Source organism: Nonomuraea pusilla (assembly GCF_900109355.1).
In the GTDB taxonomy this organism is placed as follows: domain Bacteria; phylum Actinomycetota; class Actinomycetes; order Streptosporangiales; family Streptosporangiaceae; genus Nonomuraea; species Nonomuraea pusilla.
Genome location: NZ_FOBF01000015.1, coordinates 161471 through 181672, shown reverse-complemented (window position 1 = coordinate 181672; position 20202 = coordinate 161471). Strand labels below are relative to the sequence as shown.

Here is a 20202-nt window from a genome sequence, read left to right as displayed (position 1 = left end):
GCGGCACCTGTTCATGAGGCGGCCAGGCCGAGCACGGCGACGAGCTCGACCAGGCGGTAGGCGGTCGGGTAGTCGGGGGCCGGGTAGCGCACGGTGGTGCCGCCGGCCCGTTCCGTTCCTGGGACGAGCAGGACGCGCTCCGCCATCGCGGGGCGGTGCACGTCGACCTCCAGCTCCACCGGCCCGTCGAAGCGGGGCGGGAGCACCCGGTCGCGGGCGTCCAGCGCGGCGGGCACGGCGGCTTCGATCAGCTCGCACGCCAGGGCGGGATGCAGGCTGTCGGCGGCGGACGCGCCCAGCGCCCGCTTCACCTCCACGGTGTGCACGCCGGGCACGGTCCGCCTGGCCTCCTCCGCGGCCAGGTCGTCGCCGGTGACGAGGACGGGTGCGGTTCCCAGGTGCGCGGCCAGCGCGGCGTTGAGCCCGATCTCGCCGAGCGAGACGCCCTGGCAGCGCACGTCGGCGATCACCGCGCCGCTGACGGTGTGCGCCAGGACGGCCCCGGCGGTGCCCGCCTTGGCGTGGTAGCCGAGGAAGATCACGGCGTCGGCGCCGCCGTCGAGGCCGGCGAGCATGCCGTGTCTCCTGGGGCCGCCGCGCAGCACCCGCGCCCGCTGGTCGAGTTCGGGGAGCAGGAGGTTGCGGAAGGCGGCGTGCGCCTCGGCGACGGTGACGCCGGCGCCGGGGTGGCGGGCGAGGACGCCCCTGACCGCCGCGTTGACCTCGGCGGTGAGCTGCTTCCTGTGGAGCAGGTACTCGGGCTCGCCGGGTCGGACGTCCGCGACGCCCGACACGCCGGTCACGCCCTCCATGTCGGCGGAGATGAGCACCCGCATGTCAGGCCGCGCCCATCTCGATGGTGAACGGCAGCAGGTCGAGCCGGAACCTGGCGCCCCTGCCGTACACGCTCTGGGGCACCTGCTGGAACGGCACGACGTCGAGGTTGCGGATGAGCGCGGTCTCGGCCTGGCTCCACAGCGCGCACCCCTCCTTCCCCGGCCTGGTGGACGCCTTGGCCACCAGGTCCTCGTACGCCTTGTTGCGGGTTCCCGCGAGGTTGGTGCCGCCCTCGGGGAAGGTCTTGCCGGAGAACCACGGGACCATCTGCGAGGGCAGGTGCCACACGAACGGCATCGCCATCAGGTCCCAGGTGCCGTTGGACATCGCCTCGTTGATGGCGAGCTGGTTGCCGCCCTTGGGCACCAGTTCGACGCCGGTGGCCTTGAGCTGCTGCTGCATGAGCTCGGTCGCCGCGGTGCCGTTGCCTGGCGCGGTGACGAACGGCATCGTGAACGACAGGCGGACGCCGTCCTTCACCCGCACGCCGTCGGGGCCCGGCTTCCAGCCTGCCTGGTCGAGGGTGCGCCCGGCGGCGGCGAGGTCGAAGGCGGGCACGTTGCCGGTGACGGTGTCGGCGGGGCAGACGGGGCGGCCGCCTGAGGAGGAGAGGAGCTGGGTCATCGGGGAGCCGAGGCCCCCGGTGGCGACCTTGCCGACCTTGGGCAGGTCGAGCGCCTGCACGACGGCCCTGCGTACGAGGGGGTCGGCGCCGGGGCGGCCCTTCGCCTGGTTGAAGAACAGCTCGGCGGCGGGCGTGGTGGACTCGACCTTGAACAGCTTGCGCGCCTCCAGGCGTTCGCGGTCGGCGCCGAAGACGGCGGCGAAGTTGAGCTGGCCGGACAGCAGCATGTTGGCGGCCGTGGTCTCGCTGATCACCACGCGGACGACGACGGTGTCGGGCCGGCTCGCGCGGTTGACGGTCGCGGCGCCCGGGTCCCACGCGTAGTCCTTGCGGCGGGTGAGCGTGTAGTGGTCGCCGCCGACGGTCTCGGCGACCGTGTAGAGCCCGGTCCCGCCCTTGCCCGCCGCGCGCTGCGCCGGGTCGGCGAGCGCGGACCTGCACACGAGCGGCACCGATCCGAGGTTGTTCAGCAGGAAGGGGTCGGGCCTGCCGCTGGTGACGGTCACGGTGCCGGCGGCGTCGTCCGCGCTCGCCTTGGTCCCCGGCTGGACCCACTGGCCGAGCAGGCTGGAGCCGTTGGCGGGGTCGCCGACGTAGGTCAGGGCCGCGGCCACGTCGGAGGCGGTCAGCGGGGTGCCGTCGGCGCAGGTGACGCCCTTGCGCAGGGTGAAGGTGGCGCGTTCGGCGTCGGCCTGCCAGGTGGTGGCCAGGTGGGGGTGCGCCTCGCCGTCGGCGTCGACGGCGACGAGGCTGTCGTACAGGAATCTTCCGACCATCCTGGTCAGTGACATGACGGTCGCGTAGGGGTCGAGGCTGCCGAGGTCGGTGCCGACGGCCATGGTGAAGGTGCCGCCCGTCGCGCGGTGCTCGCCGCCGGTGCCGCAGGCGGCGAGCCCGAGTGCCGTCGCGATCGCGAGGGCCGCGGGCATGCGGAAGGATCTCATCGCTCCTCCAGGGGCATGAGAGGGGGTGGAGGTGGGCTACCGGCCGGCGAGCGCCCGCTTGTCGACCTTGCCGATGTCGAGCAGCGGCAGCTCGGAGACGACGGTGAGGCGCTTGGGCACCTTGTACGCGGCCAGCCGGTGGCGCAGGTGGGCGAGCAGCTCGTCGGGACCGGCGCCGCCGGGCGACTGGACCCAGGCGTGTCCGACCTGCCCGTACAGCTCGTCGGGCACGGGGAGCACGGCGGCCACCTGGACCGCGGGGTGGGCTTCGAGCGCGAGCTCGATCTCGCGGGGGTAGACGTTGTAGCCGCCGGACTTGAACACCTCGTGGGTGCGTCCGACGAGTTCGAGGTTGCCGTCGGGGCGCCGCACCGCGAGGTCGCCGGTGTGCAGCCAGCCGTCGGCGTCGATGAGGCGGGAGGTGGCGGCGGGGTCGCGCCAGTAGCCCAGCGCGCGGCAGGCCCCGCGGACGACGATCTCGCCGGGCTCGCCGGCGGGCGTCTCGGCGCCGTCCTGGCCGAGGAGCCTGACCTCGTACTCGGCGGCGGGACGGCCGATCGTGCGGGTCAGCACGTCGTCGTCGGCGTCGGGATCGGCGAAGCAGACCTCGCCGACGGTCTCGGTGCTGCCGTAGCTCATCAGCAGCCGCCCGCAGCGCCGCCGCAGCTCGCTCACCAGGGCCTGCGGGGCGGCGCCGCCGCTCCACAGGATCGCCCTCAGCTGCGACAGATCGGCCCGCGGCCACAGGTCGGTGGCGACGCTGAGCTGCAGCATGGTCGGCACCGCGCCCCAGTACTCCACGCGCTCGCGCTCCAGCAGCTCCAGCGCCCCGCGCGGGTCGTACGCGTCCTGGAAGACCAGGCGGCCGCCGGCGACCAGGACCGTCATGCAGATGTTGCCCACCGAGCCGACATGGTTGATCGGCAGGTTGCACAGCATGGACGGCGCCTCGCCGGTGAAGATCCGGCCGCCCTGGATCCGCGCGGTGGCGATCAGGGACGTGTGCGAGAGCAGCGCGCCCTTGGGCCTGCCGGTGGAGCCGGAGGTGTAGACGATCAGCGCGGCGGCGCCGGGGTCCACGGCGGGGTCGGCGGCGAGCGGTGTGGCGGCGCGCAGCGCGCGGGACAGCTCGTCCCCGGCGAGCGTGGCCTGCTCCAGCCCGGCGCCTTCGAGCAGGCCCGCGGGGTCGAGCACCACCCGTGGCTCGCTGTCGTCGAGCAGGTACCGCAGCTCGTGGGGGCGGCTCTTGGGGTTGAGTCCCTGGAAGACGGCGCCCAGCCGGGCGGCGGCCAGGAAGGCGAACAGGAAACGCGGCTCGGGGTGGGCGGCGACGGCGACCCTGTCCCCGGCGCGTACCCCGGCTTCGACGAGCGTCCCGGCCCAGCGGTCGACCTCGGCGTCGAGGTCCTGCCATGTCCAGCGGCGGGCGTCGTGGACGAGCGCCTCGCGGGTGGGGTGCCGGGCGGCGCCCGCGCGGATGACGTCACCGATCGTTGGCGGCATCTCACTTCTCCGATCGTTGATGGGCGTGCTGGCGCCCGTCGGCAGGCAAGGCTCGCGCCAGGGACGTGGCGCTGAGGGGGGTGTGGCGGCCGGCTAGCGGGCCGGAGAGAAGGAGGCGCGCTCGGCGAGGGCGGCCAGGCCGAGCAGCAGGTCGTCGTGGAAGCGGGCGGCGATCACCTGCAGGCCCACGGGGAGCCCGTCGCCGGTCAGCCCGGCGGGGATCGAGACGGCGGGCACGCCCGTGAGGTTGGCGATCGGACCGAAGGGCTCCGCGCCGGACACTCCGGCGTCGCGGCCGTCGATCACGGTGGGGATGGGGCCTTCCGCGGCGAACGGGGGGCAGGCGGTGGCGGGGGTGATGAGCAGGTCGGTCTCGGACAGCAAGGCCGCCACGGCGGCTTCGAGGTCGGCGCAGGCCGCCAGCGCCGCGCCGTGCTCGGCGGCGCCGACCTCCTCGCCGCGCAACGCGCCCTGGACGGTCGTGGGGCACAGCAGGTCGAGGACGTCCGGCCACGGCCCGAGCAGGCCGAGCTCGCGACGGAGTTCGGCGCAGGCGAGCACCAGCCACGGCGGGCGGGCGTCCGGCAGCGTGAGCGGCCGCTCGTCCAGGTGGAACCCGGCCAGGGCGGCGAGCCGGCGGGCGCCCTCCGCGGCGATCGCGGCCACCTCCGGATCGACGGGCGCGTAGCCCAGGTCGGCGGAGAACCTGGCCCGCAGTCCCGGCGGCGGCAGCCGTACGGCGAAGGCGCCCGGCTGGTACGGCAGCGACCAGCGGTCGCCCGGGCTCTCGCCGGCGGCGACGTCCAGGGCGAGGGCGGTGTCGGCCACGGTCGCGGCGAGCACCCCGGGCGTGGAGAACGGGTGGGAGGAGCGGCGCGGCACCCGGCCGTGGGTCGGTTTGAGCCCGACCAGGCCGCAGAAGGCGGCCGGCTCGCGGATCGAGCCTCCGCCGTCGCCGGCGGTGGCGAGCGGCACCAGACCGGCCGCGACGGCGGCGGCGGAGCCGCCCGAGCTGCCGCCGGGCGTGAGCGACGGTGACCAGGGGTTGCGGGTCGGGCCGTGCAGGCGGGTCGAGGTCGCCGAGTCGAAACCGAACTCGGCGGTGGCGGTCTTGCCGACCGGGATCGCGCCCGCCCGGCGCAGCCGCCGCACGAGCGGGCTGTCGGCGCCGGCGGGCGGCGCGCCGCTCAGCAGCAGCGATCCGGCCCTGGTCGGCATGCCCGCGCAGTCCTCCAGGTCCTTCACGCCGAACGGCACCCCGGCGAGCGGGCCCGGGTCGCCGCCCGCCGCGACCACGGCGTCGATCTCGGCCGCCGCGCGCCGGGCGCCGCCGGGATCGACGTGCACGAAGGCGTTGTGCTCGTCGGCCGCGATGGCCGCGAGCGCGGCGTCGACGACGTCGATCGCGCGGACGTGCCCGCGGCGCACCCGCGCGGCGATCTCGGCCGCCGACCCGCGACCAGGCGTCGTGCGGGGGTGCGGGGTCTTCTGGTGGCTAGGTTGCACTCCACCCTCCTGTGGTCTCGCCGACCTCGGCCAGCTCCGGCGCGATGGCGGTGGCCAGAACGTGCGGGTCGGGGATGGCGACGTCGGCGTGGGTGAGCCGGCGGTCGTCAGGGCCGCACGCGTTGAGCAGGCCGAACGCCATGTCGACGAAGGTCGTGCCGAGCGTGCGGTCGTCGACGGGCCCGCGGGGTGAGTACCAGCGGGCCACGCCGGTACACATCTCCAGCAGGGCCAGCCTGGCGATGCCCAGCTCGTTGAAGCGGAACGTGCCCTCGGCTCGGCCGTCGGACAGCGCGTCGCGCCACAGCACCTCGTAGCGGTCGCGCAGCCCCATGACCCGGCTTCTGGCCTCTCCGGTGAGTGACCGCAGCTCGTTGTCTATCACCAGGGCGTCCAGCTGGGCGTGGGCGTGGACGTAGACGTGGACCGTCACCAGCCTGGCCAGCCGTTCCGCCGCCCCGTCCGCCCCGTCGAGGGCGGCCTGGGCGAGGTAGAGCATCCGGGCGTTGCCGCGGTTCATCACCTGTGCCAGCAGGTCTTCCTTGGTGCCCATGTAGTGGTACAGGGCGCCGCTGGAGATCCCGGCGCGTTCGGCGATCTCGCGGATTCCTGTGGCAGCGAAGCCCTTTTCCGCGAACAGTTCCAGCGCTGCCCGCTCGATGCGCTCACCCGTGGTCACCATTGCGCCATGGTGTCAGTCGATCGTTTGATTAGTCAAGAAGGTGCCTGGTAGATGAGTTCTTGTCAGGTAATCGATCGATCGATTACTTTCGACGGCATGGTTCTCACCGACATCCCGCTCGCGGATCTCAGCGTGCACAGACACGGGCCGGTCGTCACGGTCCGGTTGGCGCGGCCCGACGTGCTCAACGCCTTCAGGGCGCGGACCAGGGCCGAGTTCGCCTCCGTCCTCCGCGCCCTGCGCGCCGACGAGCAGGCCAGGGTCGTCGTCCTGACAGGGGAGGGCCGGGCCTTCTCCGCCGGCCAGGACCTCCGCGAGCTGGGCGGGCTGCTGAGGGAGGAGGACGCCTCGGACGACCGGCTCAGGGAGGGCATCGAGGAACTGCAGGAACTCACCCGCGCCCTGCTCTCGCTTCCCCAGGTGACCGTCGCCGCGCTGAACGGCGTCGCCGTCGGCCTGGGCGCCGAGCTCGCGCTCGCCTGTGACCTGCGCATCGCCGCGCACAGCGCCACGATCGGCTTCCCCGAGGCGCGCAGAGCCATGTTCCAGACCAACGGCGTCATGTGGCTGCTCCCCCGGATCGTGGGCCTGGCCCGCGCCGGCCACCTCGTCCTGACCGGACGCCTGATCGAGGCGGCCGAGGCGGAGCGGATCGGCCTCGTCCACAGGGCCTGCCCCGACGCCGAGCTCGCCCCCGCCGTCGAGGCGCTCGCCGCCGACCTCGCCGCCAACGCGCCGGGGTCGCTGCGCCTGGCCAAGCGCCTGCTGCGCGACACCTGGGGCCTGGACCTCACCGAGGTGATGGCGCGGGAGACCGACGGGATGCTCGCCTGCCTGCGGAGCCGCGACCTGCGGGAAGGAACCCTGGCCTTCCTGGAGGGCCGCACCCCCCACTACGAAGGGCGTTAGCGATGACGACTGTGGAGCACAGGCTCGCCGAACTGGCCGTCGGCTTCGGCGTCTCACTCAGACCGGGCCAGGTCCTCGCGGTGGACGCCATGGTCGGCCAGGAACGCCTGGCCCGCGCGGTCGCCGCCGTCGCCTACGAGGCCGGGGCGAGATACGTGGACGTGCAGTACTTCGACCCGCACGTACGGCGGTCCAGGCTGCTCGCGGGCGACGACCTGGCCTTCACCCCGGGATGGCTCACCGGCCGGGTGGCGGAGCTCGCCGAGCACGGCGCCGCCGCCGTTCACCTGGTCGCGGCGGCTGGCCCCGCGCTCGCCGAGGGCGTGGACCCCCTCCGCTCGACGCTCGCCCACGACCGGATCCTGCCCGAGATGATGGCGCTGGCCCAGCGGCAGGCGATCGCCTGGTGCATGGTGCCAGGGCCGACTGAGGAATGGGCCCGCGCGCTCAGGCCCGCGGCCGACCCCGGCACCGCCCTGGCCGCCCTGTGGGACGACGTGGCCTACGCCTGCCGCCTCGACGAGCCCGACCCTTCGGCCGCCTGGCGAGAACGGACCGCCGAGCTGCGGCGCGTCGCCGCCGCGGCCAACGCCGGCCGCTGGGACGCGCTGCGCTTCCGCGGCCCCGGCACCGACCTGACGGTCGGGCTGTTCCCCACCTCGCGGTGGGCGGCCATCGGCGAGACCTCGGCGGGCGGCGGCACGTACCACTCCAACCTGCCCTCCGAGGAGGTCTACACCGCGCCCGACCCGCGCCGCACCTCAGGCGTGGCCACACTGCGGCGGCCCCGGCTGCTGCACGACGGCAGCCGGGTCGACGAGCTGACCCTGCGCTACGACGCGGGCCGCCTGGTCGAGGTCGAGGGAAGCGGCGACGTCGAGGCGCTGCGCCGCCAGTTCGAGCGTGACCCCGGAGCGTCCAGGCTCGGCGAGGTGGCGCTCGTCGCCAGCGACGGCCGCTGCGGACGCCTCGCCCCCAGCGGGGCGGTCCTCCTGGACGAGAACGCCGGCTGCCACATCGCGATGGGCGCGCACTACCCGTACACGGTGGGCGACGCCGACCGGGCGCACGCCAACGTCAGCGCCGTCCACATGGACCTCGTGATCGGCGAGCGCGACGTCGAGGTGGACGCGGTGACCGAGGCCGGGCGGGTCGTGCCGGTCCTGCGCGACGGGCAGTGGGTGATCTGAGATGGACGACCTGCTGAAGGCCATCGAGGACGAACGCCTGCGATGCGAGGTGCCGGGCGCAGCCGTGGCCGTCGTCAGGAACGGCGTGAGCGTGCTGGAGCACGGCTTCGGCCCCGGGACCACTCCGGCCACCCACTTCCCGATCGGCTCGGTGACCAAGTCGTTCACCGCCACCGCCGCGGGCTCGCTCGTGGACGAAGGGCTGCTGGACTGGGACGTGCCCGTGCGGGAGTACCTGCCCGGCTTCCGGATGTGGGACCCCGCCGCCACCGAGCAGCTCACCGTGCGCGACCTGCTCTGCCACCGCTCCGGGCTGCCCCGCCACGACCTGGTCTGGTACGGCAACCACCGGGCCACCAGGGCCGACCTGATGCGGGGCCTGCGCCACCTCCAGCCGAGCCGGCCCATCCGGCAGAGCTGGCAGTACAGCAACCTCATGTACCTGGCGGCGGGCGAGGTCGTCGCGCACCTGCACGGCGGGACGTGGGAGGACGCCGTGCGCGACCGGGTGCTGCGGCCGCTCGGCATGTCCGACACGTTCCTCACCTCGGCCGAGGCGCTCGCCTCCGACCGGCTCAGCCCCGGCCATCTCGACGGCCGCCCGGTGCCGCGGCGCGACCTGGACCTGTGCGGCGCGTCCGGCAGCATGACCTCCTCCGCGGCCGACCTGACCGCCTGGCTGCGGGCCAACCTGGAGGGCGGCCTCGTGTCGGAGGCGACGCTGCGCGAGCTGCACCGCCCCGCCATGCTGGTGCCTCCCGCGCCCATCGCGTGGGAGGAACTGCGTCCCGCCGGCTACGCGCTCGGCTGGCAGGTCGACACCTACCGGGGGCGGCGGGTCGTCCAGCACGGCGGCAACATCGACGGCTACAGCTCCGTCGTCTCCTTCATGCCGGAGGAGGGCGTCGGCGTCGCCGTGCTCACCAACGCCACCTTCTCCCCGCTGCGCGACATCGTCGCCTTCCTCGTCTACGACGAGCTGCTCGGCCTCGACCCGATCCCTTGGGGTGAGCGCCACCGCGCGATGTACGCCGCGGCGAACGAAGGGCGCAGGCTCGCGGCGGAGCGGCGGCGCGAGCTGTCGGCCGGGGCGCCGCCCGGCCGCCCCTGGGAGGAGTACGCGGGCGAGTACGCCCATCCCGCCTACGGCTCCCTGCACGTCACGGCCGGTCAGGACGGCCTCGCCGTCGCGCTGCACGGCCTTCCCCTCGCGGTGCGGCACGTCCACCGTGAGGCGTTCGAGCTGCGCCAGGACACCCTGGACCAGACCTTCCCCGCCCACTGGAACAGCGGCTTCGACGGGGACGTCCGCTCCGTGTCGGTCCTGTTCGAGCCCAACGTCGAGCCGATCGAGTTCGTACGCGTCGCGCCGGAGGTGCCGGCTGAGACCCTCGCCACGCTGACGGGACGCTACCGGCTGGGGCCGGTGGACGCGCTGGTCGAGCTGGTCGGCGGCGCGCTGCGCGTCTCCGTCGCGAACCGGCCGGGCGCGGCGCTCAGGCCCCGGCGCGGCCTCGTCTTCGACGTCGAGGGCCAGGCCGGCGTGTGGGCCGAGTTCGTCCCCGACGGCGCCGGCTGCGACCTGGTCGTCTGGCCGCTCGGCCGTTTCACCAAGGAGGCGACGGCGTGACACCCCGCATCGACGACCTGTACGACATCGCGCTGCCGCAGCAGCCGGCCGTCTCACCGGCAGGGGAGGCCGTCTTCGTGCTGCGCCGCGCCGACCGCGACGCCGACCGGGACGTGAGGGCGCTGTGGCGGGCCGAGGGGCCGTTGACGTCAGGGCCCGCCGACTGGGCGCCCGCCTGGTCCCCCGACGGGCGCACGATCGCCTTCCTCCGCGCCGCCGGCGGCCCGCCGCAGCTGTGGCTGCTGCCGATGTGCGGCGAGGCCGACCCGGAGAAGTCGGCGGAGCCGGTAACCGCGCTGCCGCTCGGCGCCGGCCCGGCCCGCTGGAGCCCGGACGGCACCAGGATCGCCTTCACCGCACCCGTCCCCGCCGGACCGATCGACCTCGATGCCCCCGTCGAGATCGACAGGCTCGACTACCAGGCCGACGGGGCCGGGCTGCTGCGGTCGGTGACCACGCAGGTGCACGTGCTCGACCTGGCCACAGGAACGGTCACCCAGGTCACCAGCCGGCACCGGCACACCGGCGACCCCGCCTGGTCGCCCGACGGCGCCCGGCTGGCCTTCCCCGCCGCGCTCGACGACGACACCGACCTCACCGGCAACCTGGCCGCCTACGTCCTCGACCTGGAGACCGGCGAGGACCGCGTCGTCCTCGACGGTTCGGCGGGCCCGGTGACGTGGACGCCCGACGGACGCGCGCTGCTGGTGGTCGGCCGCGCCGACACCCGGGCCGGGCACGCCGGTCTCCTGCTGGTCCCGCTCGACGCGGGCCGGGTCGTCGACCTGGCGGCCGGGCTCGACCGCAACGTCATGCCCGGTGAGACCGGCTACCCGGGGGCGAGGCCCCAGGTCACCGGCGACGGGAGTGCGGTGGTGTTCTGCGTTCGCGACGCGGGCCGTACCGACCTGTACCGGGTGGAGCTGGACGGCGGTCCGGCCCGGCGTGTGCTCGGCGGGCCCGGCCACGTCGTCTCCGGAGCCGCGCTCGCGCCCGACGGCACGCTCGTCGCCGTCGTGTCCGGCCCGGCCAGCTTCGGCGACGTGGTCCGCGTCGAACCGGACGGCGCCGCGCGGACGCTGTACGACGGCGGCCGGCCGCTGCTGGCGTACCAGGAGCGCGTCTTCACCGTCGCCGACGGCACGACGGTGCACGGCTGGCTGCTGCGCGACCCGGCCGCGAGCGGGCCGCAGCCCCTGCTGCTGGACATCCACGGCGGCCCGCACAACGCCTGGAGCGGCTCGGCCGACCTGGCGCGCCTCTACCACCAGGTCCTGGCCGCGCGCGGATGGACGGTGCTGCTGCTGAACACGCGCGGCAGCGACGGGTACGGCGAGGCCCACTACACCGCCACCTACGGCGTCTGGGGCGAGGCGGACGCCCGCGACTTCCTCGACCCCCTCGACGAGCTCGTGAACGAAGGAGTCGCCGACCCCGCCCGGCTGGCCGTCACCGGCTACAGCTACGGCGGCTACATGACGTGCTACCTGACCGCGCACGACGACCGGTTCGCCGCCGCCGTCGCCGGCGCGCCGGTCAGCGACGTCACCGCCATGGTCGGCACCGCCGACCTCGGACACCACATCGGGGTGCGCGAGCTGGCCGCGGAGCCGTGGGCGGAGCCCGAGCGTTACGCCGCGATGTCGCCCCTCAGCCGCGTCGGCGCGGTCCGCACGCCGACGCTGCTGCTGCAGGGCATGGCCGACCTGCGCTGCCCCATGGGACAGTCCCAGCAGTGGTTCGCCGCGCTGCGCGAACGCCGGGTGCCCGCCCGCATGGTCCTGTACCCGGGCGCCTCTCACGACTTCGTCCTCGTGGGCCGGCCCTCGCACCGGGCCGACTACAACCGCAGAGTCGTCGACTGGGTCACCCGGGAGGAGCACTGATGTCCGCGCTCGGCCACTTCGACCACCTCGACCACCTTGACCGCCTCGCCGACCGGCTGCCCGAACTGCTCGCGGCCAACGACGTGCCGGGAGCCGGCCTCGCCGTGCTCGCAGGCGACGAGATCATCGAACACGCCGCCGGCGTGCTGAACACCGACACCGGCGTCGCCGCCACCACCGACTCGATCTTCCAGATCGGCTCCATCACCAAGGTCTGGACCGCCACTCTGGCCATGCAGCTCGTGGATGAGGGGCGGCTCGACCTTGACGCTCCGGTGCGGGAGTACCTCCCCGGCTTCCGCCTGCGCGACGACACCGCTGCCAGGACGGTCACCGTACGGCAGCTCGCCACCCACACCGGCGGTTTCGACGGCGACGTCGTCGCTCCCGCGGAATGGGGCGACCAGGCGCTCGGGGCGTTCGTCGACGCGCTCGGCGACGTCGGCCAGATCTTCCCTCCCGGCCTGATGTTCTCCTACAGCAACCTCGGCTATGTCGTTCTCGGCCGGCTGGTCGAGGTGCTGCGCGGCCTGCCGTACGACCAGTGTCTGCGGGAGCGGCTGCTCGCGCCGCTCGGGATCAAGCACGCCGCGCCCACCCCGTGGGAGGCGGTCATGCGCCGGGCGGCGGTCGGGCACGTCGCAGGACGGCCGGCGCCGTACTACGCCCCCGGCAGGATCGAGGCCCCTGCAGGCTCGGTGCTGGCCATGCGGGCGCGGGACCTGCTGACGTTCGTCCGCATGCACCTGCGCGACGGGCTCGCCGGCGACGGCACCCGCGTGCTGTCGCAGGCGGGGGCGCGGCTGATGCGCTCGCCCCAGGTCGAGCAGCCCGACCTCGGCTTTACGGGGAACACGCGGGGGCTCGGCTGGGCGCTGTACGGCTGGCCAGGCGGCCCGGTCATCGGGCACGACGGCGGAACCCTCGGGCAGAACGCCTACCTGCGCGTCGTGCCCGAGCGGGGGATCGCGGTCGCGCTGCTCACCAACGGCGGCCACCCCGCCCGCGTCTACGAGGAGGTCGTCGGCGGAGTCCTGGCCGGCCTGGCGGAGGTCACCCCGCCGCCGCGTCCCTCGCCGGCCGCCGACCCCCGGGTGCGCGACGCCTGGCGCTACACCGGCGTGTACGCCAACCACCTCGCCGAGACGACGGTCGAGCAGGACGCCTCCGGGCGGCTCTGGATGACGATCAAGCCGATCGGGGCCGCGACCGCCCTGCTCGGAGCGCCGGAACCGGTCGAACTGCTCGCCTTCCGCGGCGACACGCTGCTGACGGCGGGCGAGCACACCGCGGTCGCCTTCCTCGGCGACGACGGTCAGGGCCGCGCCCAGTACGGCCACGCCGGCAGAGCCGTGCGGAGGGTCGCATGACGCCGTGATCACCCACGACGTGCTGGAGCGACGCGGCGCGTTGCCGGCGAACCTGTTCGCCGGCAACGGGTACGGCAGGCTCGTCGGCGCCACCCAGGTCCGCGAGCTGGGCGAGGTGGAGACGACCGTCCTGCTCACCTCCACGCTCTCGGCGTTCCGCGTCGCCGACGCGCTCGTCACATGGGTGCTGGAGCGCGCTCCCATCCCGCCGACCTCGCTCGACCCGGTCGTCGGCGAGATCGACGACGCGTGGCTCTCGTACGGGGAGCCGCGCGCGGTCGGCACGGCGTACCGCGGACGGCGTTTCGGCGAGCACCTCTACGCGCGCCCTGAAGCAGGCTCAGGAGCTCGGCGCCGAGACGATCGAGACCAGGGTCCTGCCGTCCGACGAGGACGGGCTCAGGTTCGCGCTGAAGCGCGGCTTCGTCGAGACCGGGCGTCACCGTCCCCCCGATCGACCTGCGGCTCGCGAGCGGTGATCTGCACTCCCGGCAGGGGAGGTCAGTGCCAGTAGTCGCGTTCGGGAAGCCGCAGGTGGGTGTCCGGGTCGGTGAGCGCGCGGGCGTCGGCCGGGCGCAGCCCCGCCCCGGCGAAGCAGTAGGCCTCGGCGTGGCCGTCGTACAGGTAGGCGATCAGGATCTCCTCGGCAGGGTCCTCGGGCGACACGTCGCCGCCGCCCGGGATGGTGTCCCAGGCCACGACCTCGCCGTCGCGGTAGACGCAGCCCTGGTTGCCGCTCTTGGGGTTGGCGTACATGCCGTAGGCGACCGTGCCCGCCGACAGCGCCTGCATGACGACGGGGGTGGAGGCCAGGTATCCCCTTGTCCAGGGATGGCAACGATAACATTCGCGACATCACCTGGTGCAATAGGGGGAAACCCGACCTTGAGGCGCCAGAATGGCATCGTTAACAATCGGGGCACCCGCCGTCCTCGCAGATGCGGCATCCATCCGGGCCCAAGCGGCCGCCCCCTCGGCCGCGCGGGCACGCGGAGAGGTCACCCTGTGGATGCGCGACGACGACCTGCTCAAGGTCTTCCGCACCGTGGTCCCGGCCTTCAACGCCGAGTACCCCGACGTCGAGGTGAACCTCAAGGGCGTGGACATCGCCACCAAGCTCCCGCCCGCCCTCGTCAGCGGCGCGGGGCCGCCCGACGGCTCCTTCTGGGAGGACGACCAGATCGGCCGGCGCCTCGACGACGCTGCCGCGGTCGGAGCTCTTGGGGGTGGCGATCGTGACGCCGTAGCCCGCGGAACGGGCGGCGCGGCCGATGCCCAGCAGCGTGGACGCCGGCCCGAACAGCACCGAGTCGAAGCTCATCACGCCGATCGTGTGGCCCTGCCGGCGGACCAGCCCGCGCGCCATCAGGTTGGGGCGGTAGTCGAGCTGCCTGATCGGGTTTTGCAGACGTAGCTAATGGCAACGTTAACAATTGCCTGGACCGTACCGGCCGAGTCCCTGGAGCGCACCCGTGCACACGGCACACCTCACGATCGATCCCGCCTTCCGCGTGGCCCCGGTCCGGCGGCGCACCTTCGGCACGTTCGTCGAACACCTCGGCCGGTGCGTCTACACCGGCGTCTACGAGCCCGGCCACCCCGCCGCCGACGAGGACGGCTTCCGGCGCGACGTCCTCGACCTGACCCGCGAGCTGGGCGTGACCACCGTGCGGTACCCGGGCGGGAACTTCGTCTCCGGCTACCGCTGGGAGGACGGCATCGGCCCCCGCGAGCTGCGCCCCCGTCGCCTCGACCTGGCCTGGCACAGCACCGAGACCAACGAGGTCGGCGTGGACGAGTTCATGCGCTGGTGCGCCAAGGCCGGGGTGGAGCCGATGATGGCGGTCAACCTCGGCACCCGGGGCATCGAGGCCGCGCTCGACCTGCTGGAGTACTGCAACCACCCGTCCGGCACCGCGCTGTCCGACCGGCGGATCGCCAACGGCGCCAAGGAACCGTACGGCATCCGCATGTGGTGCCTCGGCAACGAGATGGACGGCCCCTGGCAGACCGGGCACAAGACCGCCCGCGAGTACGGCAGGCTGGCCGCCGAGACCGCCCGCGCCATGCGCATGATCGACCCGGCGCTCGAACTCGTCGCCTGCGGCAGCTCCAGCTCGTCCATGCCGACCTTCGGCGCGTGGGAGGCCACCGTGCTGGAGGAGGCGTACGACGTGGTCGACCACATCTCCTGCCACGCCTACTACGAGGAGAAGGACGGCGACCTGGGCAGCTTCCTGGCCTGCTCGACCGACATGGAGTACTTCATCTCCTCGGTCGTGGCCACCGCCGACCACGTCGGCGCCAAGCTCAAGTCCCGCAAGCGGATCGACCTGTCCTTCGACGAGTGGAACATCTGGTACCTGTCGCGCTTCCAGAACGCGCCGACGCCCGCCGACTGGCCGGTGGCGCCGCCGCTGCTGGAGGACCACTACCACCTGGCCGACGCGGTCGCGCTCGGCGGCCTGCTGATCACGCTGCTGCGGCACAGCGACCGGGTGAGCGCCGCCTCGCTGGCCCAGCTCGTCAACGTGATCGCCCCGATCATGACGGAGCCGGGCGGGCGGGCCTGGCGGCAGACCACCTTCCACCCGTTCGCCCAGGCCGCCCGCCTGGCCGCCGGCGACGTCCTGCGGGTGGAGCCGGTGTCGCCCGTGTACGAGACGGCCGAGTACGGCGAGGTGCCGCTGCTGCACGCCGTGGCCACCCACGACGGCGCGTCCACCACGCTGTTCGCGGTCAACCGCTCGACCGACCGGCCGCTGTCGCTGCGGATCGACGCCCGCGCGCTCGGCGGGGCCCGCGTGGTCGAGGCCACCACGCTGACCGACGCCGACGTCTACGCCCGCAACACCGCCGACGACCCCGGCCGGATCGCCCCCCGCCCCAACCCGGACGTCGAGCACGACCCGCTGACCGTGCTGCTGCCCCCGGTCTCCTGGAACGTCATCCGGCTCGCCTGAACCGTCAGGACGTGGTGTCCCGCCCCGCGCGCCGTCCCGCCGCGAGGACCGCGGCCGCGGCCATCGCCAGGAGCGCGGCGAGAGCCGCCGCCGCGCCCCAGGTGGCGGCGTCGGGGGCGACGAGGGGCAGGCCGCGCCGCGCCTGCCACACCAGCAGGCCCGTCAGCCCGGCGTAGCCGCACGCGCCGACGACCACCAGGCGGACGCGTACCGCCGTCTGCGCGAGGACGGAGAAGCGGCGCGCCAGCAGGCGCAGGCCGATCGCGAGCAGCGGGAGCGCCTGCAGGGCGTGCAGCCCGACGAAGTGGGCCACGCGCAGGTCGCCCGCCCCGGTCGCCCAGCCGGTGAGGGGCATGCCGGCGCCGCCGTCGGGCCCGCCCACGCTGTGGGCGCCGACCGTCACCAGGTGCAGGCCACCGGCCATGGCGCGAGCCTGGTCCGGGGTGGGCGCGGTCATGAGGTAGCCGACGGACATGCCCGCCAGCGAGACGGCCACACCGAGCGGGACGGCCCAGGCCATCACCCGGTCCACGCGGCGCTGGAACGTCAGCAGGACTCCCATCGCGAGCGTCAGCAGCCAGCCGAGGTAGGCGGCGCCGCCCATGACCATGTAGACCGTCCCGTCCAGCGTGGTCGAGAGGTTGAAGTGGCTGCGGACGCCGCGTGCCGCCTGGAACGCGATGGCCGAGAACTCCGGGACGACGAAACCGGCCACGGTGACGGTGCCCAGCCACCACAGCGACCGCCGCAGGCGGCGCACCCGGCTCATCATCCAGGCCAGCGTGCCGGCGTACAGGGAGAAGGAGAGGGCGAACTTCACCGGCTTCAGCCACACGCTCTCGCCCAGCACGGTCCGGGGGTCGACCAGGAGGCCGACGCCTCCGGCCAGGGCGAGCACCGCCATGACGGCGGCGCAGTGGGTGAGCGGGCCGTGCCAGCCCGCCGTGATCCCGCCACGCCGCGTCCGTGCGGGCGCCTGCCCGCGTTCCTCCAGCAGGGCCACCATGTCACGCGCTCCTTGCGATCGGCTTCATCGACGGGTCACCACCCTGCTGGGCTGCGGCGACGCGAACCAGAGAGATTGTCATGAGTGCGGCATGACCTCATCACGAACCGGACATCACCCTCGACTTCTCGCGTTTCATCGGCTCATCTAGGCTCTTCCTCCGGGTTTTCCGGGGGGTGAGGTGCCGCAGATTCGGCCGCGGGTCCGGTCAGGGGCTTGGACGCGGGTTCTGTCAGGGGTAGTGCAGGCAGGGGCTCGGACGCGGGTTCTTTCACGGGTGCGGGCAGGCGTTCGGGCCTGGACGCGGCCGGAGTCGCGGGCGCCGCGCCTGGCACGGGTGATCGCCGTCGTGGCCCTCGCCGGGTTCGCGAGCGTGTACCTCGTGGCGGGGGCGCCGGCCGCCGTGGCGGTGTTCGCGCTCCAGCTCGTCCACGTGCTTCCCGCCCTGCGGCGGCTGCGCGGGCCCGCCCTGCTCGCCGCGCAGGCGATCGCGGGCCTGTGGGGCGTGCTGGGCGACGGCGCGTCCGTCGGGATGCTCGGCTTCCTGGCCGGGTCCCTGCTGCTGTCGCCGATGCCGTACCCGCCGCTCGCTCCCGCCGTCGCCGTCGCGGCCACGGCGATCGCCTGGCTCCGGTACGGCGAGCCGCCCGCCACGGCGGACGCCGCCATCACGATGGTGCTGATCGCCCTGGTGATCTACGGCCTGACCCGGCTCGCGGAACGGGTGGAGCAGCTCCACGCGGCGCGTCTGGCGCTGGCCGCGGCCGCCGTGACCGAGGAGCGGCTGCGCATCGCGGCCGAGCTGGGCGACGGGCTCGGACGAGGTCTGGCCGGCATCGGCGCGGGCGGCAGGATCGCGCTGGCCGAGCCGGACCGTACGGCCGAGGTCATCGGCGAGGTCCTGGGCACGGCGCGCCGCGCTCTGGCCGACGCGCGTGCCGCCGCCGCCGAGTACCGCGCCATGTCGTTGAGCCCCGAGCTCGCCACCGCCCGCGCCATGCTGTCGTCGGCCGGAGTGGCGGCGCGGGTGCGGGCCAGGCACGACGAACCGCTCGGCCCGGCCGGCGCGCTGCTCGCCGCCGTGCTCAGGGCGACGGTGACCGAGGTCGTCCGCCGCGCCACCGCCACGAGCTGCGCCGTCGAGACGGAGAGCGAGCCGGACGGCACGGTGCGGCTCCTGATGGTCCACGACGGCACGCGCACCGCGGAGGACGAGAGCCTGGGCGACCTGCCCCGCCGGGTCGCGGAGGCGGGAGGCACGCTCACCACCGGGCTGTCGCCCGAGGGGCGCCACACCGTGACCGTCACGCTGCCGGGACCCGGCCCCGCCGCACCGCCCGCGCGGGAGGACCCGCGCTCCTCCGCGCTGGCGTTCGCCCTGCTGGCCGCCGTCCTCGTCGGATTCAGCGTCAAGGCGCTGCTCCAGCTCCCCGCGCCCCTGCTGCCGCCGGCCGCCGCGTGCCTCGCGCTGATCGTCTTCATGCAGCTCCGGTCGGTGTCCGGCAGGCACATGCGGTCGCTGGCGCTGATGGCGGTGCTCACGTACGTGCCGATCCTCTTCTTCGGCGGCGTGTGGCTGGGCGTCGCGGGCTTCCTCGCCGGGCCGGTGCTGCTGGCCTTCCCCCAGGCGGTCGCCTGGCCGCTGGCGGGGCTCGTGACGGGGAGCGTCGCCGTGGTCGCCGTCGTCCTCGGCACGCCGCCGGGCACGGCGGTCAACCTCACCGTGAGCACGGTGGTGACGGGCCTGGTCATGTACGGCCTCCTCCGGCTCGCCCAGCTCGCCAAGGAGCTCCAGGAGGTGCAGCAGGAGCTGGCCAGGTCGGCGGTCGTCGAGGAACGCCTGCGGGCCGCCCGCGACCTGCACGACCTGCTCGGCCACAGCATGGCGGCGATCCTGCTGAAGTGCGAGCTGGCCAGGCGGCTCCCGCAGGAGCGGGCCCGCGCCGAGATCGAGGACGTCCTCGCCATGGTGGAGCGCGCCGAGATCGATATGCGGTCCGTCTCGGGGGAGCGGCACGAGATGTCGCTGACCGCCGAGGCGGAGTCCGCGCGGTCCGTCCTGGCCGCCGCCGGGATCGAGGTCAGGGTCGAACTGGGCCACGACCCGGTGCCCGCCGAGGCGGAGACGGTGCTGAGCGCGGTGCTGCGCGAGGCCGTGACGAACGTGCTCAGGCACAGCGCCGCCCGCCGCTGCCTGATCACCACGGTGTCGGAGGACGGCGAGACCCGGCTGCGGGTGAGCAACGACGGCGTACGGGGAGGCGAGGGGCGCAGGGGGTCGGCCGGGATCGGCAACCTGACGACCCGGCTGGCCGTGCTCGACGGCAGCCTCGCCGTCGCCCGCGCGGGCGACCGCTTCGAGCTGGAGGCCCGCGTCCCCGCCGCCGTGCCCGCGTGACGAGCCGCGGTGCCGACGTGAGGAGCCGCCGTGCCCGCGTGACGAGCCGCCGTCCGCGCTCGGCGCGTGAAGGCCGGGTGGTCAGATCCAGCCGGCGTCACGGGCGACGCGGACGGCGTCCACCCGGTTGCGCGCGTTGAGCTTGGCGACGATCGTCGTGAGGTAGTTGCGCACGGTGCCCGCGCTCAGGAACAGCCGCCCCGCGATCTCGGTGACGTCCACGCCATCGGCGACCAGCCGCAGCACGTCCGCCTCGCGGGCGGTCAGCGGGTTGTCGGCCAGGTCCCACGCCGCCACGGCCAGCGAGGGGTCGAGGACGCGCCCGCCGCCCGCCACCGTCCTGATCGCGGCCACCAGCTCGTCGGGCGGCGCGGTCTTCAGCAGGAACCCGTCCACGCCCGCGCCGAGCGCCCTGCGCAGGTGGCCGGGCCTGCCGTAGCCGGTGAGCATGAGCGTCCGGCAGCCGGGCAGCCGGGTGCGCAGCTCGGCCGCCGCGGCGAGGCCGTCCAACGTGCCCGGCATGTCGATGTCGAGCACCGCGACGTCGGGCCGGTGCCGTACGGCCGCGGGCACGACGGCGTCGCCGGACTCGACGGCGGCGACGACGTCGAGGTCCTCCTCCAGGGAGAGCAGGGCCGCGAGCGCGCCTCTGACGACGTGCTGGTCCTCGGCCAGCAGCAGACGGATCACGGTGACATGTCTACCAGTGTCCGGATCGTGAGGATGTCACGGCCCATCGATGACCACGTCCCT

At 74.2% G+C, this 20202-nt stretch carries 17 protein-coding genes; 9 read left to right on the top strand and 8 right to left on the bottom strand.

Going from position 1 to position 20202, the window contains the following annotated elements:
• Positions 1 to 11 precede the first annotated feature (11 nt).
• The 5 genes from BMX74_RS28260 to BMX74_RS28240 all read right to left on the bottom strand — a co-directional run bounded on the left by BMX74_RS28260 (position 12) and on the right by BMX74_RS28240 (position 6097).
• Entirely contained in the window at positions 12 to 836 is an 825-nt protein-coding gene (locus tag BMX74_RS28260; RefSeq protein ID WP_055504783.1) for a M55 family metallopeptidase, read from the bottom strand.
• A gap of 1 nt (position 837) precedes the next feature.
• Complete coding sequence (locus BMX74_RS28255; RefSeq protein ID WP_063792156.1) at positions 838 to 2406, bottom strand: ABC transporter substrate-binding protein; 1569 nt, start codon at positions 2404 to 2406, stop codon at positions 838 to 840.
• A gap of 36 nt (positions 2407 to 2442) precedes the next feature.
• Positions 2443 to 3909, bottom strand: coding sequence for a class I adenylate-forming enzyme family protein (locus BMX74_RS28250; protein WP_055504785.1), 1467 nt, complete (start codon positions 3907 to 3909; stop codon positions 2443 to 2445).
• 93 nt (positions 3910 to 4002) lie between these two features.
• Positions 4003 to 5415: an amidase gene (locus tag BMX74_RS28245; RefSeq protein WP_177227547.1), complete on the bottom strand. Its 1413-nt coding sequence runs from the start codon at positions 5413 to 5415 to the stop codon at positions 4003 to 4005.
• Positions 5405 to 6097, bottom strand: a complete 693-nt coding sequence (locus BMX74_RS28240) for a TetR/AcrR family transcriptional regulator (protein ID WP_055504787.1) — start codon at positions 6095 to 6097, stop codon at positions 5405 to 5407. Before BMX74_RS28240 ends, BMX74_RS28245 begins: the two co-directional genes overlap by 11 nt.
• Positions 6098 to 6193: 96 nt before the next feature.
• On the opposite strand from BMX74_RS28240, the gene BMX74_RS28235 reads away from it, so the two are divergent.
• Genes BMX74_RS28235 through BMX74_RS45075 form a run of 6 tightly spaced genes read left to right on the top strand, consistent with a single transcriptional unit; the run spans position 6194 to position 13596 of the window.
• Positions 6194 to 7006, top strand: coding sequence for an enoyl-CoA hydratase/isomerase family protein (locus BMX74_RS28235; RefSeq protein ID WP_177227545.1), 813 nt, complete (start codon positions 6194 to 6196; stop codon positions 7004 to 7006).
• Positions 7007 to 7008: 2 nt separating this feature from the next.
• Positions 7009 to 8196, top strand: a complete 1188-nt coding sequence (locus tag BMX74_RS28230; protein ID WP_091103727.1) for an aminopeptidase — start codon at positions 7009 to 7011, stop codon at positions 8194 to 8196.
• Position 8197: 1 nt separating this feature from the next.
• Entirely contained in the window at positions 8198 to 9826 is a 1629-nt protein-coding gene (locus tag BMX74_RS28225; RefSeq protein WP_055504790.1) for a serine hydrolase, read from the top strand.
• Positions 9823 to 11712, top strand: a complete 1890-nt coding sequence (locus BMX74_RS28220; protein WP_177227544.1) for a S9 family peptidase — start codon at positions 9823 to 9825, stop codon at positions 11710 to 11712. Before BMX74_RS28225 ends, BMX74_RS28220 begins: the two co-directional genes overlap by 4 nt.
• Positions 11712 to 13082 (top strand): serine hydrolase domain-containing protein, encoded by a 1371-nt coding sequence (locus tag BMX74_RS28215; RefSeq protein ID WP_091103724.1) that lies wholly within the window; start codon positions 11712 to 11714, stop codon positions 13080 to 13082. Before BMX74_RS28220 ends, BMX74_RS28215 begins: the two co-directional genes overlap by 1 nt.
• Before the next feature lie 4 nt (positions 13083 to 13086).
• Complete coding sequence (locus BMX74_RS45075) at positions 13087 to 13596, top strand: P1 family peptidase (RefSeq protein ID WP_218154086.1); 510 nt, start codon at positions 13087 to 13089, stop codon at positions 13594 to 13596.
• Here BMX74_RS45075 and BMX74_RS28200 read toward each other — a convergent pair.
• Positions 13584 to 13874, bottom strand: coding sequence for a hypothetical protein (locus BMX74_RS28200; protein ID WP_177227542.1), 291 nt, complete (start codon positions 13872 to 13874; stop codon positions 13584 to 13586). The genes BMX74_RS45075 and BMX74_RS28200 overlap by 13 nt on opposite strands.
• Before the next feature lie 217 nt (positions 13875 to 14091).
• Between BMX74_RS28200 and BMX74_RS28195 the strand changes: the two genes are divergently transcribed.
• Both BMX74_RS28195 and arfA read left to right on the top strand, forming a co-directional pair.
• Positions 14092 to 14496, top strand: a complete 405-nt coding sequence (locus BMX74_RS28195) for an extracellular solute-binding protein (protein ID WP_091103722.1) — start codon at positions 14092 to 14094, stop codon at positions 14494 to 14496.
• Positions 14497 to 14554: 58 nt separating this feature from the next.
• Positions 14555 to 16045, top strand: a complete 1491-nt coding sequence (gene arfA, locus BMX74_RS28190; RefSeq protein ID WP_091103721.1) for an arabinosylfuranosidase ArfA — start codon at positions 14555 to 14557, stop codon at positions 16043 to 16045.
• A 4-nt stretch (positions 16046 to 16049) separates the two neighbouring features.
• On the opposite strand, the gene BMX74_RS28185 is transcribed toward arfA, so the two are convergent.
• Positions 16050 to 17051, bottom strand: a complete 1002-nt coding sequence (locus tag BMX74_RS28185) for a hypothetical protein (RefSeq protein WP_091103719.1) — start codon at positions 17049 to 17051, stop codon at positions 16050 to 16052.
• A 337-nt stretch (positions 17052 to 17388) separates the two neighbouring features.
• On the opposite strand from BMX74_RS28185, the gene BMX74_RS28180 reads away from it, so the two are divergent.
• Complete coding sequence (locus BMX74_RS28180; protein WP_218154085.1) at positions 17389 to 19449, top strand: sensor histidine kinase; 2061 nt, start codon at positions 17389 to 17391, stop codon at positions 19447 to 19449.
• A gap of 81 nt (positions 19450 to 19530) precedes the next feature.
• On the opposite strand, the gene BMX74_RS28175 is transcribed toward BMX74_RS28180, so the two are convergent.
• A complete protein-coding gene (locus BMX74_RS28175) occupies positions 19531 to 20139 on the bottom strand; it encodes a response regulator transcription factor (RefSeq protein ID WP_055504797.1) in 609 nt (202 codons plus the stop codon).
• Between the last annotated feature and the right edge of the window lie 63 nt (positions 20140 to 20202).

Excerpts from the sequence above, each read along its gene's own strand:
- BMX74_RS28260 (WP_055504783.1), bottom strand. The coding sequence starts at position 836 with ATGCGGGTGCTCATCTCCGCCGACATGGAGGGCGTGACCGGCGTGTCG.
- BMX74_RS28250 (WP_055504785.1), bottom strand. The coding sequence starts at position 3,909 with ATGCCGCCAACGATCGGTGACGTCATCCGCGCGGGCGCCGCCCGGCAC.
- BMX74_RS28200 (WP_177227542.1), bottom strand. The coding sequence starts at position 13,874 with ATGCAGGCGCTGTCGGCGGGCACGGTCGCCTACGGCATGTACGCCAAC.
- BMX74_RS28230 (WP_091103727.1), top strand. The coding sequence starts at position 7,009 with ATGACGACTGTGGAGCACAGGCTCGCCGAACTGGCCGTCGGCTTCGGC.
- BMX74_RS28195 (WP_091103722.1), top strand. The coding sequence starts at position 14,092 with ATGCGCGACGACGACCTGCTCAAGGTCTTCCGCACCGTGGTCCCGGCC.
- BMX74_RS28240 (WP_055504787.1), bottom strand. The coding sequence starts at position 6,097 with ATGGTGACCACGGGTGAGCGCATCGAGCGGGCAGCGCTGGAACTGTTC.
- BMX74_RS28225 (WP_055504790.1), top strand. The coding sequence starts at position 8,198 with ATGGACGACCTGCTGAAGGCCATCGAGGACGAACGCCTGCGATGCGAG.
- BMX74_RS28235 (WP_177227545.1), top strand. The coding sequence starts at position 6,194 with ATGGTTCTCACCGACATCCCGCTCGCGGATCTCAGCGTGCACAGACAC.
- BMX74_RS28255 (WP_063792156.1), bottom strand. The coding sequence starts at position 2,406 with ATGAGATCCTTCCGCATGCCCGCGGCCCTCGCGATCGCGACGGCACTC.
- BMX74_RS28185 (WP_091103719.1), bottom strand. The coding sequence starts at position 17,051 with ATGGTGGCCCTGCTGGAGGAACGCGGGCAGGCGCCCGCACGGACGCGG.
- BMX74_RS28215 (WP_091103724.1), top strand. The coding sequence starts at position 11,712 with ATGTCCGCGCTCGGCCACTTCGACCACCTCGACCACCTTGACCGCCTC.